The organism is Pseudarthrobacter sp. NKDBFgelt, from assembly GCF_046097905.1.
In the GTDB taxonomy this organism is placed as follows: domain Bacteria; phylum Actinomycetota; class Actinomycetes; order Actinomycetales; family Micrococcaceae; genus Arthrobacter; species Arthrobacter polychromogenes.
Map to the genome: position 1 here is coordinate 12,052 of NZ_JBJURL010000003.1, position 15,148 is coordinate 27,199.

At 67.1% G+C, this 15,148-nt stretch carries 13 protein-coding genes; 9 read left to right on the plus strand and 4 right to left on the minus strand.

The genetic code is table 11. The annotated features are described in order from the left end of the window. Window positions 1-2 precede the first annotated feature (2 nt). From ACKAE7_RS01320 to ACKAE7_RS01350, 7 genes are all read left to right on the plus strand, one after another. Window positions 3-818 carry a carbohydrate ABC transporter permease gene (locus tag ACKAE7_RS01320; protein WP_174175866.1) on the plus strand — a complete coding sequence of 272 codons (816 nt, stop codon included), beginning with the start codon at window positions 3-5 and terminating at the stop codon, window positions 816-818. 79 nt (window positions 819-897) lie between these two features. Next, a complete protein-coding gene (locus ACKAE7_RS01325) occupies window positions 898-2,337 on the plus strand; it encodes an NAD-dependent succinate-semialdehyde dehydrogenase (RefSeq protein WP_408978316.1) in 1,440 nt (479 codons plus the stop codon). Then, the gene (locus ACKAE7_RS01330; protein ID WP_408978317.1) at window positions 2,338-3,081 is read left to right on the plus strand and encodes a sulfite exporter TauE/SafE family protein; all 744 of its coding nucleotides are present in this window, start codon (window positions 2,338-2,340) and stop codon (window positions 3,079-3,081) included. 47 nt (window positions 3,082-3,128) lie between these two features. Continuing rightward, entirely contained in the window at window positions 3,129-3,314 is a 186-nt protein-coding gene (locus ACKAE7_RS01335) for a hypothetical protein (protein ID WP_408978318.1), read from the plus strand. 46 nt (window positions 3,315-3,360) lie between these two features. Then, complete coding sequence (locus tag ACKAE7_RS01340; protein WP_408978319.1) at window positions 3,361-4,635, plus strand: AGE family epimerase/isomerase; 1,275 nt, start codon at window positions 3,361-3,363, stop codon at window positions 4,633-4,635. A 153-nt stretch (window positions 4,636-4,788) separates the two neighbouring features. Further along, a complete protein-coding gene (locus ACKAE7_RS01345; protein ID WP_408978320.1) occupies window positions 4,789-6,042 on the plus strand; it encodes an MFS transporter in 1,254 nt (417 codons plus the stop codon). Between the two features lie 65 nt (window positions 6,043-6,107). Beyond that, window positions 6,108-6,860, plus strand: a complete 753-nt coding sequence (locus ACKAE7_RS01350) for a metalloregulator ArsR/SmtB family transcription factor (protein WP_191035216.1) — start codon at window positions 6,108-6,110, stop codon at window positions 6,858-6,860. 16 nt (window positions 6,861-6,876) lie between these two features. Here the strand turns inward: ACKAE7_RS01350 and ACKAE7_RS01355 are convergent, their stop codons facing one another. From ACKAE7_RS01355 to fdhA, 3 genes are all read right to left on the minus strand, one after another. After that, window positions 6,877-8,238 carry an MFS transporter gene (locus tag ACKAE7_RS01355; protein ID WP_408978321.1) on the minus strand — a complete coding sequence of 454 codons (1,362 nt, stop codon included), beginning with the start codon at window positions 8,236-8,238 and terminating at the stop codon, window positions 6,877-6,879. A 211-nt stretch (window positions 8,239-8,449) separates the two neighbouring features. Next, window positions 8,450-8,800 (minus strand): GNAT family N-acetyltransferase, encoded by a 351-nt coding sequence (locus tag ACKAE7_RS01360; RefSeq protein WP_188811223.1) that lies wholly within the window; start codon window positions 8,798-8,800, stop codon window positions 8,450-8,452. A gap of 133 nt (window positions 8,801-8,933) precedes the next feature. Further along, window positions 8,934-10,151: a formaldehyde dehydrogenase, glutathione-independent gene (fdhA, locus tag ACKAE7_RS01365; protein WP_188811221.1), complete on the minus strand. Its 1,218-nt coding sequence runs from the start codon at window positions 10,149-10,151 to the stop codon at window positions 8,934-8,936. 326 nt (window positions 10,152-10,477) lie between these two features. On the opposite strand from fdhA, the gene ACKAE7_RS01370 reads away from it, so the two are divergent. After that, on the plus strand, window positions 10,478-10,807 hold the full coding sequence (locus ACKAE7_RS01370) for a DUF6457 domain-containing protein (protein ID WP_408978322.1): 330 nt from the start codon (window positions 10,478-10,480) through the stop codon (window positions 10,805-10,807). Between the two features lie 75 nt (window positions 10,808-10,882). On the opposite strand, the gene ACKAE7_RS01375 is transcribed toward ACKAE7_RS01370, so the two are convergent. Further along, entirely contained in the window at window positions 10,883-13,210 is a 2,328-nt protein-coding gene (locus ACKAE7_RS01375; protein WP_408978323.1) for an FdhF/YdeP family oxidoreductase, read from the minus strand. A 223-nt stretch (window positions 13,211-13,433) separates the two neighbouring features. Between ACKAE7_RS01375 and ACKAE7_RS01380 the strand changes: the two genes are divergently transcribed. Continuing rightward, window positions 13,434-15,107: a RecQ family ATP-dependent DNA helicase gene (locus ACKAE7_RS01380; RefSeq protein WP_408978360.1), complete on the plus strand. Its 1,674-nt coding sequence runs from the start codon at window positions 13,434-13,436 to the stop codon at window positions 15,105-15,107. Window positions 15,108-15,148: the final 41 nt, after the last annotated feature.

The following is a 15,148-nucleotide window of genomic DNA, read 5'->3' on the forward strand; positions in this document are numbered from 1 at the left end:
GCATGCTCTCGTCAATAACCCGCCGCGGAATCCTCGCGATCTACGCGGTCATCATCATCGTTCCGCTGACCGTGGTGGGGTTCGGCAGCTTCAAGTCCACGCAGGAACTGTTTGCCGGGCCGTTCAGCCTGCCGCAGTCCCTCTCACCGGGCAACTACGCGGAGGTGATCGGCGGCCAGGACCTGGGCTCGTCCTTCATGAACAGCGTGATTGTCACCGCCATCTCCGTCCCGCTCACCCTGTTCCTGGCCAGCCTGGCCGGCTACGCCGTCGCCCGGCTCAAGGGGTTCATGTCCTGGGCCATCTTCGGCTTCCTGGTCCTGGGCATGGCCATCCCGGCACAGGCCAACATGGTTCCGCTGTATGTCCTCTTTGGCCGCCTGGGGCTGCTGGACAGCCTGGCCGGGCTGGTACTGGCGAACCTGGTATCAACCCTCCCCATCGCCGTCTTCATCCTGGGCGGGTTCATGCGGACCCTGCCCAAGGAACTCTACGAAGCATCCTCGATTGACGGCACCGGCCCGTGGCGGACGTATATCTCCATCGCACTGCCGCTGTCCGCCCCGTCCATCGCCGCGGCTGCCATCTTCCTGTTCGTCATCCACTGGAACGAACTGCTGTACCCGCTGCTGTTCATCCAGTCCCCCGGCAACCGCACGCTGCCGCTGGCGCTGCTGAGCTTCCAGGGCGAGTTCCAGACCAACTACCCGCTGCTGTTCGCCGGCGTCATCCTGGCCTCCCTGCCCGTGGTGGTGGCCTACGTCTTCCTGCAGCGGTACTTCGTTGCCGGCATCACCGCCGGCGCCAGCAAGGGATGAGCATCACGACGACGGCGGCGGGCTTCCACGCCCGCCCCGCCGTCCCGGACCTCTCCCCGCCCCACGAAAGGCATCATCCGTGAACCTCAAATCAGCCCAGCACCTCGTCAACGGCACCTGGCACGCCACCGGCACCTCCAAGCACGTGACGGACCCCGGAAACGGCAGCACCGTCGGTGAGGTTGTCTGGGGCACCGCCGGGGACGCCACCCAGGCAGCCGACGCGGCCGCCGAGGCCTTTGGGTCCTGGTCCCGCACCACGGTGCGGAACCGCGCCGACCTGCTCCGCAACGCAGCCGACCTCCTCGCCGAACGCCGTGATGAACTCGCACAGACCCTGGCCCTCGAGGCCGGCAAGCGGCTCCCTGAAGCCCAGGGCGAGGTGGACTTCTCCGTGGAATACTTCCGCTGGTTCGCCGAGGAAGTCCGGCGCACCACCGGCACCGTCAGTCCGCCCGAGCTGCAGGGCCGCCGCCACCTGAGCCTCCGGAAGCCCATCGGCGTGGCCCTCAGCCTCACGCCGTGGAATTTCCCGGTCTCCATCCAGGCCCGCAAACTCGCCGCGATGCTCGCCGCAGGCTGCACCGTGGTGGGCAGGGTCTCCGAAAAAGCGCCGCTGGCCGCCACCGGCCTGTTCGAGGTCCTGCATGACGCCGGTTTCCCGGCGGGCGTGGTCAACCTGGTCCACGGCCCGTCCCGGGAGATCACCGCGGCGCTGCTCAAGCACCCGGCCGTACGGGCAGTCAGCTTCACCGGCTCCACAGGCGTTGGCAAGCAGATCATGGCATCCGCCTCGGACCGCGTGGTCCGGCCGCTTCTTGAACTGGGCGGCAATGCGCCCTTCATCGTCTTTGAGGACGCAGACCTGGACGCAGCCGTGGAGGGGGCTGTGCTGGGCCGGCTCCGCAACACGGGCCAGTCCTGCGTGGCCGCCAACCGCTTCCTGGTCCAGGACAGCATCGCCGGGGAGTTCGCCGCCAGGCTGGCCGCGCGCTTCGACGCGATGAGCATCGGCCACGGCGTTCCCGACGACGGCACGCCGGTCCCGGACCTTGGCCCGGTGATCGACGCGGAGCGGGTCTCCGCCGTGCAGGCGCTGGTGGACGACGCCCTGGAACGCGGCGCCCGCCGCGTCACACAGCGGACCGATGTGCCCACCCACGGCTCTTTCCTGGCACCAACGCTCCTGGCGGACGTCCCGGACGACGCACCCCTGGTGACCGAAGAGGTCTTTGGTCCGGCAGCCGGCGTCGTGACCTTTTCCTCGGAGGAGGACGCCATCCGGAAGGCCAACGCCACCGAGATGGGCCTGGCCGCCTACGTCTGGAGCAGCAGCCCAAAGCGGGGCTGGGACATTCCGGAGCAGCTCGAAGCCGGCATCGTGGGCGTCAACGATCCCCTGCCGTCCGTGGCCTTCGCACCCATGGGCGGTGCCAAGCAGTCAGGCCTGGGCCGGGAAGGCGCAAGCCTGGGGCTGGAGGAGTTCGAGGAGGTCCAATACGTGGCCTGGCGGCCCTAAATGCTGACCACCGGGCTGGTGCTGGGCGCCGTTGTCATGGGTGCCGGGATGCAGCGCATCACCGGCATGGGCTTCGCCCTGGTGGCTGCCCCCTTCCTGGTGCTGCTCCTGGGCCCGGTGGAGGGGGTGGTGCTGGTGAACGTGTGCGGCGCCGTGACTGCCGGTGCCATCATCTTCCGGGTAGCCCGGGACATCGACTGGAAACGGTACGCGGCCCTCACGGCGTCGGCGGTGCTGGGGATCGTGCCGGCGGCCTTCCTGATCCGGCTCATCCCGCCGGCGGTCCTGGAGATTTCCATCGGGGTGATCCTGGCGGTCGGGCTGACCGTCCTGCTGGCCCTGAAGTCCGCCACGCTGCCGCCCCGGCGCCGCTACCTCCTCACCGCGGGCGGCCTCAGCGGGTTCATGAACACTGCGGCCGGCGTCGGCGGACCGGCGGTGAGCATGTACTCCATCGCCACACGGTGGCAGCACAAGTCCTTCGCCGCCACCATGCAGCCGTACTTCTTCACCATCGGCGCGCTGTCCCTGGCCTCGAAAGCCCTCACGGCGCCCGCCACGTTCCCCTCTCTTCCCGTGGCCATGTGGGCGGCGGTCGCCGGAGCCTGCCTCGTCGGGCTGGTCCTCGGCGATGCCGCTGCCCGTTTTGTCCCCGCCCGCGCGGCCCAGATCCTGCTGATTGTCCTGGCCTACCTGGGCGCGGCGGCCACCATTGTCCGCGGCCTGCTCGACGCCGTCGGGTAGCCAGCCACACCCATCCAACCAAACCAACCACCAACGAAAGGGCGGCCATGCCTGCCATCTCCCCGCACAAAAGCCCCTTGCGCGTGTCCACCAGCAACGGCGAGACCATCTCGCTGACGGTTGATGCCGGTGCTCCGGTGACCATTCAGCTTGACGTTGGACACGACTGCAGCCGTGGCGGCGCCGCCCGGCGCGCCGGCGCATACACAGATACCGACTTCGGCACGCGCTAACTGGACTAGTTTCGGACGTGCACCCGCATCAGAAAGAGGAAATGACATGACGTGGCTGAACAGTGCCGCCCACGCACGATGGCTCGAGGCAGAAACCGACCGGCTGATCAATTTCGCCGCGGCGTCAAAGGTGCCCACGGGATTCGGCTGGCTCGACGACAACGGCAAGGTATTCACCGACAAGCCGACCCATCTCTGGATCACCGCCCGGATGGTCCACAGTTTCGCTGTCGCCGCGCTCATGGGACGGCCGGGTGCGGGGACGCTCGTGGACCACGGCATCGCGGCGCTCAACGGTGTGTTCCGCGATGACGAGTTCGGCGGCTGGTTCGCCGAGGTGGACGGGAACGGGCCGGTGAACGACACCAAATCCGGCTACCAGCACTCCTTCGTGCTCCTCGCCGCCGCCAGCGCCGTTGCGGCAGAACGCCCAGGAGCCCGGGAACTGCTCGACGAGGCCCTGCGGATAGCCGACAGAAGGTTCTGGGACCATGAAGCCAACATGTGCTTCGACTCGTGGAACCGGGAGTTTACGGAAACCGAGGCCTACCGTGGCGGAAACGCGAGCATGCACTCAGTCGAGGCGTACCTCATCGTGGCCGATGTCACCGGGGAGGACCGCTGGCTGGAACGGGCCCTCCACATCGCCGAGGTGCTGATCCACAAATTTGCGCGCAACAACAACTACCGGGTGTTCGAGCACTTCGACCCCGAATGGACGCCCCTGCCGGAATACAACACCGATGACCGTGCCAGCCAGTTCCGGGCTTATGGCGGAACGCCCGGCCACTGGGTTGAGTGGGCACGGCTGCTGCTCCACCTCCGTGCCGGACTCGAGGCCCGCGGCCTGGACGTCCCGGACTGGCTGCTCGAAGACGCTCGCGGCCTGTTCGACGCCGCCATCCGCGACGCCTGGCAACCGGACGGCAATCCCGGATTTGTGTACACAGTCGACTGGGAGGGCAAGCCGGTGGTCACTACCCGCATCCGCTGGGTTCCCGCGGAGGCGATCGGCGGGGCGGCGGCCCTGTACATCGCCACCGGTGAGAAGAAGTATTCCGACTGGTACGAGCGGATCTGGGACCACGCCCGCGATTGGTTCATCGACTACGAGCACGGATCCTGGAAGCAGGAGCTCGACGAGCACGGCAATGTCACCTCCACCGTATGGTCCGGCAAGGCGGACATCTACCACCTCTGGCACTGCCTGGTAGTGCCGCGCCTTCCGCTGGCGCCGGGGCTCGCTCCCGCCGTCGCGGCCGGTCTGCTGGACGCACGGCTGACCGCCGCCGCGCAGGTCAGGGAACCGGCAGCCCGCTGATTCCCGAAGTGCCGCCCGACGCGCCGAAAACGGCAACGGGGACGCGCCGGGAACGGCACGGAGCAGGGGGCGGGATCCTGTAAATTTAAGGGAGGAATTCGTCCGGCCAGCGAGCCGCGTTCCACCCCTCCCCCTTGAATGGATCCCTCCCCCATGTCTTCCGCGATTTCCGCGCCGGCGCCTGCCCGTTTTCCGTACGCCGCGATGGTGGTCCTGGCCACCATCGCCTTCACGGCCATCACCACTGAGCTCCTCCCGTCCGGGCTGCTGCCGCAGATCAGCGCCGGCCTGAACGTGTCCGAGCCGGTGGCCGGCTACCTGGCTGCCGCCTATGCCGCGGTCATTGTGGTCACGGTGGTTCCGGCTGCCCGGCTGCTGGTGAAGATACCGCGGCACGCGCTGCTGGTGGGGCTGGTCCTGACGTTCGCCGCCAGCAACGCCATGGTGGGACTGGCGCCTGACTTCACGTCCGCCATGATTGCCCGTTTGGTGGGCGGCCTGGCCCATGGCCTGCTCTGGACCACCATGGCCCCGTTCGTCACCAGGGTGGTCCCGGCGGACAAGGTGGGCAAGGCCCTGGCCATCGTCTTCAGCGGGAACAGCCTGGGCCTGGCCATCGGTGCACCCGTGGGCACCGCGCTGGGCGGTTTCCTGGGCTGGCGTGCCGCGTTCATGGTGCTGGCCGGGTTCGGCCTGGTCCTCACCGTGCTGGCGTTCTTCCTGCTGCCGCGCGTCCAGCGGATTTCCGACGCCGTCCGCCCCTCACTGCGCAAGGCCATCGCCCAGCCCGGGGTGAAGCCGGTGGCCATTGCCTGGCCGCTGCTGGTCCTGGCGCACTTCGCCCTGTTCACCTACATTGCTCCGTTTATCCGCGACGCCGGCTTCCCGGACTACGCCATCAGCCTCTCGCTCACCGTGCTGGGCGGCTCCGGGCTGCTGGGCATCTGGATCGCGGGCCTCACTGTGGACTCCCGGCCCCGGCGTTCCCTGCTGGTCACGACGGCGGCGATCGCCCTGTCCATGTTTTTCCTGCCCCTGGCGGTTGGCAACTTCGCCGTGGCGTTGGTCCTCATGACCGTCTGGGGTGCAGGGCTCGGCGCGATCGGCATCTACAACCAGTCCGCCATCCTTCGGGCGGGCGGCGAGTACCAGGAAGCCGCGAACGGCCTCACCGTGCTGACTATCCAGCTCGGCATCACCGTCGGCGCACTCTACGGCTCCGCGGCGCTGGTGGTGGGCGGTCCGCTGCTGGTTCCCGTGGCCGCGGCGCTGCCGGTAGTGGCAGCCTGGATCATCACCCTGGCCAACAAAAAGCACGCCTACCCGCAGGGCCCACGGGAGCGGGTGTGGCTGGAGCCGCGGCCCATCGCCGAAGCGGCGCCGGAAAAGGTGGGCGGGCGCTCCTAGGTTCCTCTCACGAACCAGAGAAAAACCCTTGATAGGTGACCATATGGTCACCTATCATTTTCTATATGGACGCAGTGTTCAAGGCACTCTCCGATCCCACCCGCAGGGACCTCCTCGATGAACTGTTCCGCGAGGACGGGCAGTCCCTGAGTGCGCTTGAGGCCCGCTTCGACATGACCCGCTTCGGGATCGCCAAGCACCTCAAGCTCCTGGAAGATGCAGGCCTGGTGGTGACCCGCCGTCGGGGGCGGGAAAAACTGCACTTCCTGAATCCCGTGCCCATCAGGCTCATCCACGACCGCTGGGTGAGCAAGTATTCAGAACCATGGGCCGCTGGGCTCAGCGACCTCAAATCCAGATTGGAAAGTCCCATGGAAAAGATCTTCGAAATCTACATCAAGACCACGCCGGAACGGCTCTGGGAAGCCATCACGGACAGTGACATCCGGAGCAAGTACCAGTTCGGGAACACCATCGAAACGGACTGGACGCCGGGCAGCAGCTTCACTATGAACAACGTCAAGGCGGGTGCTCCGCTGGGCGAGGGCGAGAACCTGGAGGTGGACCCGCCCCGCCGGCTGGTCCAGACCATGCGGGCCCTCTGGGGCGAGGACGTCAAGGCCGAGGGAACCTCGAAGATCACGTGGGAGATCGAGCCTGTAGGCGATTCCTGCCGTCTGACCGTCACCCACAGCGACCTCCGCGAAGGCGCCAACGAACAGCTGTACGGCGGCTGGCCGATGATCCTCTCCGGCCTGAAGACCTGGCTGGAGACTGGCGAGAAGCTGACCACCCCAGGCTCGCTGATGTACACCTAGGCGCGCTTCGTGCCGGCTACTCCGTCCGCTGCCGCCACAGCAGGCTCACGGCGAACGTCACCACGCATAAGGCCAGCATTGCCAGGACCATCCGGGCCCAGCTTTCCTGGTCCACGCCGCCGCCCGCGAACATGCCGATCATCACCGTGGCCGTGATCGCGCCGACGTACCGGCATGTCTGGTAGATGCCCGCCGCGACACCCCGCTCCTGCGGCCGGATGGATACGAACATGCCCTGGTTCGTGGCGATGCCCACGGTCCCGTACGGGATACCCATCAGGGCTGTCAGCACCACCACCAGCGGGATCGCCAAGGTGCCGGTGAGCAACCACATCAGGGCGGCGGCCGCAGTCAGGAGCATGACGCCGGCAACCAGCACCCGCCGCACGCCGAACCTTCCCATCGCTTTCACCGCCCAGGGGGTGGCCAGGACGGACATGCCCGCCAAGGGCAGCATCAGCAGGCCCACCACGCCGGGCTCATAGCCGCCGGCCTCCTGCAGGAGCTGGGGCAGGCCGAAGAAGACGAAGTAATAGACGCTGCTGAACACCGCGAAGGCGACGTAAATGAGCATGAGGGGCCTGTTGCGGCCCAGGAGCCTCAGGTCCAGGAACGGGCGGGCGAAGCGGAGCTCCCGCCAGGCAAACAGTGCCGCCACTGCCGTTCCCGCTCCCAGCATCCACCAGCGGTAGCCCGGCAGGACATTCAGGGCGGCCATCATCACCAGCAGCAGCGCGGTGACGAAGCCAAGGATGCCGGGAATGTCCGAGTCCCGCAGCAGCTCGGCCACGCTGCCGCGTTCCCGGGCTTTGTCCGCCGGCGCCGCCTGCCGCACGATCAGCAGCGCGGCCAGTGCCAGCGGAATGTTGACCAGGAACAACGCCTCCCAGCCCACAAAGCCCACCAGCAGCCCTCCGGCCACAGGCCCCACCGCTGCCGCCGATGTGTTGGCCATCTGCAGGATGCCCAGCGGGCGTGCCGGTTCCACGTTGGCCCGGTGCGCAATGGCGCCCACCATCACCACGGCGCTGGGATAGGCAGTGGCCGTGCCCAGCGCCATCACGGCCCGGGCCGCGCAGAGCAGCGCAAAGTTCGGGGCAAACGGCGCCAGCGCGCAGGTGGCCGCCACCAGCGCCATTCCCAGCATGAACATCCGCCTCGGCCCAAACCTGTCGGCAAGCCTGCCCATCACCGGCTGGCCCGCAGCTGAGGCCAGGTAGAACGAGGTGACCACCCAGGTGACGGCGGCGACGTCGAGCCCGAAGTCAGCGCGGAGCACCACCAGGGCGACGGCGATCATCGAGGAGTTGAGGGGGTTCAGGGCCGTGCCCAGGCTGAGGCCGGCGACGGCCAGCGCAGTCCGGGGTTTGTTGCTCACGGAAACAGTCTGCTGCATACCGCCGGGCTGGCGCGACTTTATGGAACCTGCCGCCCTGGCACGCCCGCCTGCACGGGCGGGAACAGGGTTTCTTCAACAATGCCGGTGAGCTTGCGGATCACCTCGGACTGCCCGGGCGCAGCCGCGGGTCCGCCACCAGCGGAGCTCCTGCCAACTCGGCGATCACACAGTCGGGCGGATGCCCTGCACGTCAGCGGGCGCGGCTCGCCAGGGCTCCATCGAGGAACTCCAGGTGCGCGGGCTTCACGGCCACAGCATCGCCCGAGTATTCGGGGTGCTTGGCGAGGAACTTCTTGATGAAGGGGCAGACGGGAACAATGCCCACGCCCGCCTTGACCGTCTCGTCCAGGGCAACGGTGGCGAGCTGGCCCGCAAGGCCCTGCCCGCCGTATTCCTCGTTGATCACCGTGTGGTAGAAAATCCGCTGCGGCGAGGCGCCGCCGTCGTACTCCTTGTACGCTGCCTTGCCAATCACATTGCCAGCGTCGAGGATCTCGAAGCGGTCGCGGTCGGGGTTGTGGCGGACGGTGATGTCACTCAAGGGGATCTCCTTCGATGCGGTGTGTCCTTCAGCCTAACCTCAGCCGAAGGGCATCTATTTCCGCACCCGTCCCTTACCGGACAGCACCGTCCGCCGCCCCGCTGACGGCGGCGCCGCCTTGCCCCGTTTCGGCCTAGCTCAGGTAGCCGTTCGGATTGAGGACGTACTTGGTGGCCGCACCGGCGTCGAACTCCGCGTAGCCCTGGGGCGCCTCCTCAAGCGTGATGGCCTTGGCGTTCACGTTCTTGGCGATGTGCACCTTGTCGTTCAGGATGGCCATCATCAGTTGCCGGTTGTACTTCATCACAGGGCACTGGCCCGTGGTGAAGCTCAGCGACTTCGCCCAGCCGGTACCCAGGCTCAGGCTCAGGGCACCCTTCTTGGCCGCCTCGTCAACGCCGCCCGGATCGCCCGTCACGTACAGCCCCGGGATGCCCAGCGCACCGCCGGCAGCGGTGATGTCCATCAACGAGTTCAGCACCGTGGCCGGAGCTTCCTCGGCGTCCTTGCCGTGTCCGTGGCCGCGTGCTTCGAAGCCCACCGCGTCCACGCCGCAGTCCACTTCCGGTACGCCCAGGATCTGCTCGATCTGCTCCGCCGGTCCCCCCTTGGTGAGGTCCACCGTTTCGCAGCCGAAGCTGCGCGCCCGCGCCAGCCTGTCCTCGTTCAGGTCGCCAACAATCACGACGGCGGCGCCCAGCAGGTGTGCGCTGGTGGCCGCTGCCAGTCCCACGGGACCGGCGCCGGCAATGTAGACGGTGGATCCTACGCCCACTCCGGCGGTGACGGCGCCGTGGAAGCCTGTGGGGAAGATGTCCGAAAGCATGGCCAGGTCCAGGATTTTCTCCATGGCCCGGTCCTTGTCCGGGAACTTCAGCAGGTTCCAGTCGGCATACGGCACCAGAACGTAGTTGGCCTGTCCGCCCACCCAGCCGCCCATATCAACGTATCCGTAGGCGCTGCCCGGGCGGTCCGGGTTCACGTTCAGGCAGATGCCCGTCTTGCGTTCCTTGCAGTTCCGGCAACGGCCGCAGGCAATGTTGAACGGGACTGAACAAACGTCCCCGACCTTGATGAACTCAACGTCGCGGCCAACTTCCACCACTTCGCCGGTGATCTCATGCCCCAGCACCAGGTCCGGCGGTGCGGTGGTGCGGCCGCGCACCATGTGCTGGTCCGAGCCACAGATGTTGGTGGCCACTGTCTTCAGGATCACGCCATGGTTGACGGCGCGCCCGACGTTTGCCGGGTTGACGCCCGGCCCGTCCTTCAGTTCGAACGTGGGGTAGTCGATGTCGATCAGTTCGACTTTCCCTGGCCCCTTGTAGGCAACGGCTTTGTTCCCTGTCATCTTTTTCTCCTGTTATCCCACGGTTCGCCCGGTAGGGCGGCCGTGATTCATGAGTGGTGATGCACACCCCGCCGGACAGGCACCGTCCAGCATCTGCTGATGGCTGGGGATCAGTTGCCGGAGAGCTTCCTGGAGTGGGGTGGGCCCAGTCTAAGCACGGACCGCCGCCATATCTAGGGGTCGTAAGCCCGGCTGACTACCTGTTTGTGGATTGGGGGTTACGCGGGCATCCGCCGGAACCGATGACTTCCGCTGCGAAGCCTTGTAGTCTCGGCACGGAGGACGATCCAATGTCCCGACACTGACGCAAAAACAAGGGAGTGGACATGCCAGCCAACGAGGACGAAATGCAGATCCTGGACCAATGGAGCAACCGGCTGGCCCAGGCACTGCAGATCCTGGATCTGAAGGTGGACCATGATCTGCTCCTGGATCTGGCCCGTAAATCCGCCGACTCCGTGACCCATGCCGCAGCCCCGATCACCACCTTCATGGTGGGCTACGCCGCCGGGCTGGAAGCCGGCACGGGCAGCGCCGGCACCAAGGAGGCGTCAGCGGCCTCCGTAACGAAAGCGGCAGACGTGGCGTTCCAGCTGTGCGAGGACGGGCACGACGGCGGCCCGTCCAGCAAGGGCTGGGCTGACACCGCCCAATAGCGGCCCAGGCCCGCAAATGCGGTGCTGGCCCGCGCCGCTTATGCGGGCGCGGGCCGCTCGTGCGGGCCAGACACCCTAGCCCGCGGCGGTCGGCTCCTCCTCGAGCGCGGTAACGGGCTCCAGCTTTACGATCACGGCTTTGGAGACCGGCGTCTGGCTGCCTTCCGCCACACTCTCCAGCGGCACTAGGACGTTCGCTTCCGGATAGTAGGCGGCCGCGCATCCGCGTGCGGACGGGTAGGACACCAGCCGGTAGTTCCGCAGGACCCGTTCCACGTTGTCCGGATACACCCCGCGCACGTCCACGTGCTGCCCGTCTTCCAGGCCCAGCTCGGCCAGGTCCTCCGGATTCACGAACACCACCTCGCGGCCCTTCTTGATCCCCCGGTACCGGTCGTTGTGGCCGTAGATGGTGGTGTTGAACTGGTCGTGCGAGCGCATGCTCTGCAGGATCAGGGTGCCGGCCGGGCGCTCCACATGCTCCAGTTCGTTCACCGTGAGCATGGCCTTGCCGGTGGGCGTGTTGAACGTGCGGGAATCGCGGGGCCCGTTGGGCAGGACGAAGCCGCCTTCCTGCCGGATCTTCCGGTTGTAGTCCTCGCAGCCCACCACCACGTGGGAAATATGCTCGCGGATCAGGTCATAGTCCTTCTGGAATCCGGCCCAGTCTGCGGAAATCCTGTCTCCCAGCACACGCTGCGCCAGCTGGCAGACAATCGCCACTTCGGAGAGCAGGTGCGGGGCCACCGGTGCAACGGTGCCGTGGGAGGCGTGCACGGCACAGACCGTGTCCTCCACCGAGACGAACTGCGGGCCGGACTCCTGCATGTCGATTTCGGTGCGGCCCAGCGTGGGCAGGATCAACGCCTCGGAGCCGGTCACGGCGTGGGAGCGGTTGAGTTTCGTTGAAATCTGAACGGAGAGGTCCGTGCCGGCCATTGCCGACTCGGCAGCCCGGGTGTCTGACATGGCACCCACGAAGTTGCCGCCCATAGCGATGAAAACCTTGATCCCGCCGTCGCGCATCTGCCTGATGGTTTCCACCGCGTCCGCCCCGTGCTCCCGCGGCGGTTCGAAGCTGAACTCCTTGCCCAGGGCGTCCAGGAACGCCGGCGGCATCTGCTCCCAGATGCCCATGGTGCGGTCCCCCTGGACGTTGCTGTGCCCGCGGATGGGTGAGGCGCCCGCGCCCGGCTTGCCGATATTGCCGCGCAGCAGCAGCAGGTTGATGATCTCCTTGATGGTGGCCACACCCTTTTTATGCTGGGTGATGCCCATGGCCCACGTGATGATGACCTTCTCCGCACGGAGGTAGCGGTCGGCCAGTTCGTCGATTTCCTCGGCCCGCAGGCCGGTGGCTTCCAGGACCGCTGCTTCGTCCAATTCGGCAAGGTGCGCCCGGAGTTCCTCGAGGCCCTGGCAGTGTTCTTCGAGGAACTGATGGTCCAGCACGGTTCCCGGATTCGCGGCCTCGGCGTCGAGGACCCGCCGGGACACCGCCTGCAGCAGCGCCATGTCCCCGCCGATCCGGATATGGAGGAACTGGTCCGCCAGATCGGTGCCGCGGCCGATGACGCCCTTGACCTTCTGCGGGTTTTTGTAGCGCATCAGTCCGGCCTCGGGCAGCGGGTTGACCGCCACGATGCTTGCACCCGCTTCCTTCGCCTCCTCCAGTGCGGTGAGCATCCGCGGATGGTTGGTTCCAGGGTTCTGGCCCATGATGATGATCAGGTCAGCCTTGGCGAAGTCGTCATAGGAAACCGTGGCCTTGCCCACGCCGATGGTCTGGCCCATGCCCCAGCCGGAGGACTCGTGGCACATGTTGGAGCAGTCCGGCAGGTTGTTGGTGCCGTACCCGCGGATGAACAGCTGGTAGAGGAAGGCGGCCTCGTTCGACGTGCGGCCGCTGGTGTAGAAGGCTGCCTGGTCCGGGCTGGGCAGGGACTTCAGCTTGTCCGCAATGATTCCGAACGCTTCGTCCCAGCTGACGGGCCGGTAGTGGTCCTCCCCGGCGGGCTTGTACACCGGCTCGGTCAGGCGTCCCTGCATGCCCATCCAGTATTCGGAGCGCTTCAGCAGTTCGCTGACGGGGTGCTCCTGCCAGAAGTCGGAGCCGATCACCACCGGGGTGGCCTCCCACGTCACGGCCTTGGCGCCGTTTTCGCAGAATTCGAACGTCTTGCGGTGGCCCGGGTCCGGCCACGCGCAGCTCATGCAGTCGAACCCGTCCTTCTGGTTCAGCGCCAGCAGTGTCTTCCTGGACCGTTCCAGGCCCATGTGCTTCAGCGCGGGCTGCATGGAATGGTAGACGCCCGGGACTCCCGCTGCCCATGTCTTCGGGTGGCCGCTGACTTCAATGTCGGATTCGTCGGCCTCTTCAACTTCGGGATTCTTGCGCGTCACGGCTGGTTCTCCTTGCGTTCTGCAGGCGCGGCCATCTTCCGATGTTTCGGCGGGCCGGTTCCGTTCCCACACTTGTTCAGGGTGGCGGGGAAGTCAAGGAGGGCGGCTCCCCCGCCCGGCCGGCAGCATGGGTAACGGACGACGGCGGCACGCGGCTGGCGTTAGGCTGGTTACCTTGGCTGAAGCAAGCGGCCGGAGGAACCTCTCTGTGCGGAGCGCCCCCATGTCCGACGATCTTGCCCTTGCCGCCCTCGCGGCATCCTCTTTCTCCCTCCCCCGCCTGCGGGACGGCCAACTGGCCGGCATGGCAGCCCTCGCCGCCGGCCGCGACGTCCTGGCCGTCATGCCCACCGGCTATGGCAAGTCCGCGATCTACCAGGTCGCGGCGCAGCACCTGCACGGCACCACGGGACGTCCCGCCGTCGTGGTCTCCCCGCTCATTGCCCTGCAGGAGGACCAGTTGGAGGGGCTGGAAGCGGACCTGGGTCCGGGTGCGGCGGTGGCCGTCAACTCCTCCCGCAGTGATTCCGAGGTGGACGCGGCCTGGCAGGCGATGGAAAGCGGCACGGCCACCTTCCTGTTCCTGGCCCCGGAGCAGCTGGCCAAGCACAAGACCGTGGACCGCATCGCAGCCCTGGGCATTTCCCTGTTCGTGGTGGACGAGGCCCACTGCGTCTCGTCCTGGGGCCACGATTTCCGCCCCGACTACCTCGGCCTGGGCCACGTCCGCGAACAGCTCGGCAATCCTCCCGTTGCCGCCCTCACCGCCACCGCATCACCCCCGGTCCGGGACGAAATCGTGGAACGGCTGCGCATGAAGGACCCGCTGGTCCTGGTCCGCGGATTCGACCGGCCCAACATCAGGCTGGACGTCGTGCGCCACCACGAGGACAAGGACAAGCGCAAGGCCGTGCTGAAGCAGGTGGCCGCCCTGGCCCAAAACGGGCATGGGCTCCTCTACGCCGCCACCCGCAAGGACACCGGGAAGTACGCCGCCAAGCTGTGCAGGGAGGGGCTGCGCGCGGAGGCTTACCACGCCGGCCGTTCCGCGGCGGACCGGGAGCACATCCACGAACAGTTCCTGGACGATCAGCTCGACGTGGTGGTGGCCACTACTGCTTTCGGCATGGGGATCGATAAACCCAACGTGCGCTTCGTGGTCCATGCGGATATTCCGGAGTCGCTGGACTCCTACTACCAGGAGATCGGCCGGGCCGGACGTGACGGGGAATCGGCGGCCGCGGTGCTGCACTACCGGTCAGAGGACCTGGGGCTGCGGAAGTTCTTCGCCACCCACTCCCCGGATCCCGACTCGCTACTGGCTCTGCTGAAAGTACTGAAGGCAGCGGGCGGGCCCACGCCCAAGTCATCGTTGCCTGATCTCACGGGGCTTCCCGCCCGGCGCATCACCGGACTGCTGAACCAGCTGGAGGAAACCGGCGCCGTGGCACTTGGCAAGCGCGGTGTCCGGCTCGCCTCCGAAGCCAAGCTGCCCGCCCTGGTGCGCGGCGCCGTCGAACTCGGCGAAGCCCGCCAGCGCGTTGACCAGTCCCGGCTCACCATGATGCGCGCCTACGCCGAGGCGGACGGCTGCCGCCGCCAGTTCCTGCTGGGCTATTTCGGCGAGGAGCTGGCGGAGGCGTGCGGCAACTGTGATGCCTGCGCCGACGCCGCCAGGCACCCCGCAAGTGACAGGGCGGACGACGGCGGCGCCGCCTCGGGTGGCCGGGCGGCGGAACCGTTCCCGCTCCAGTCCGCCGTGGTCCACAAGGTGTGGGGACCGGGCCTGGTGATGCGGCACGAGGACGACGTCATCACCGTCCTGTTCGAACACGAGGGCTACAAGACCCTCTCGCGCGCAGCCGTTGTGGAACACGAACTCCTGAAGCCGGCATAGGTGGGTAGGCTTTAAGGAGACTCCGACGAAAGGCCCGCAGC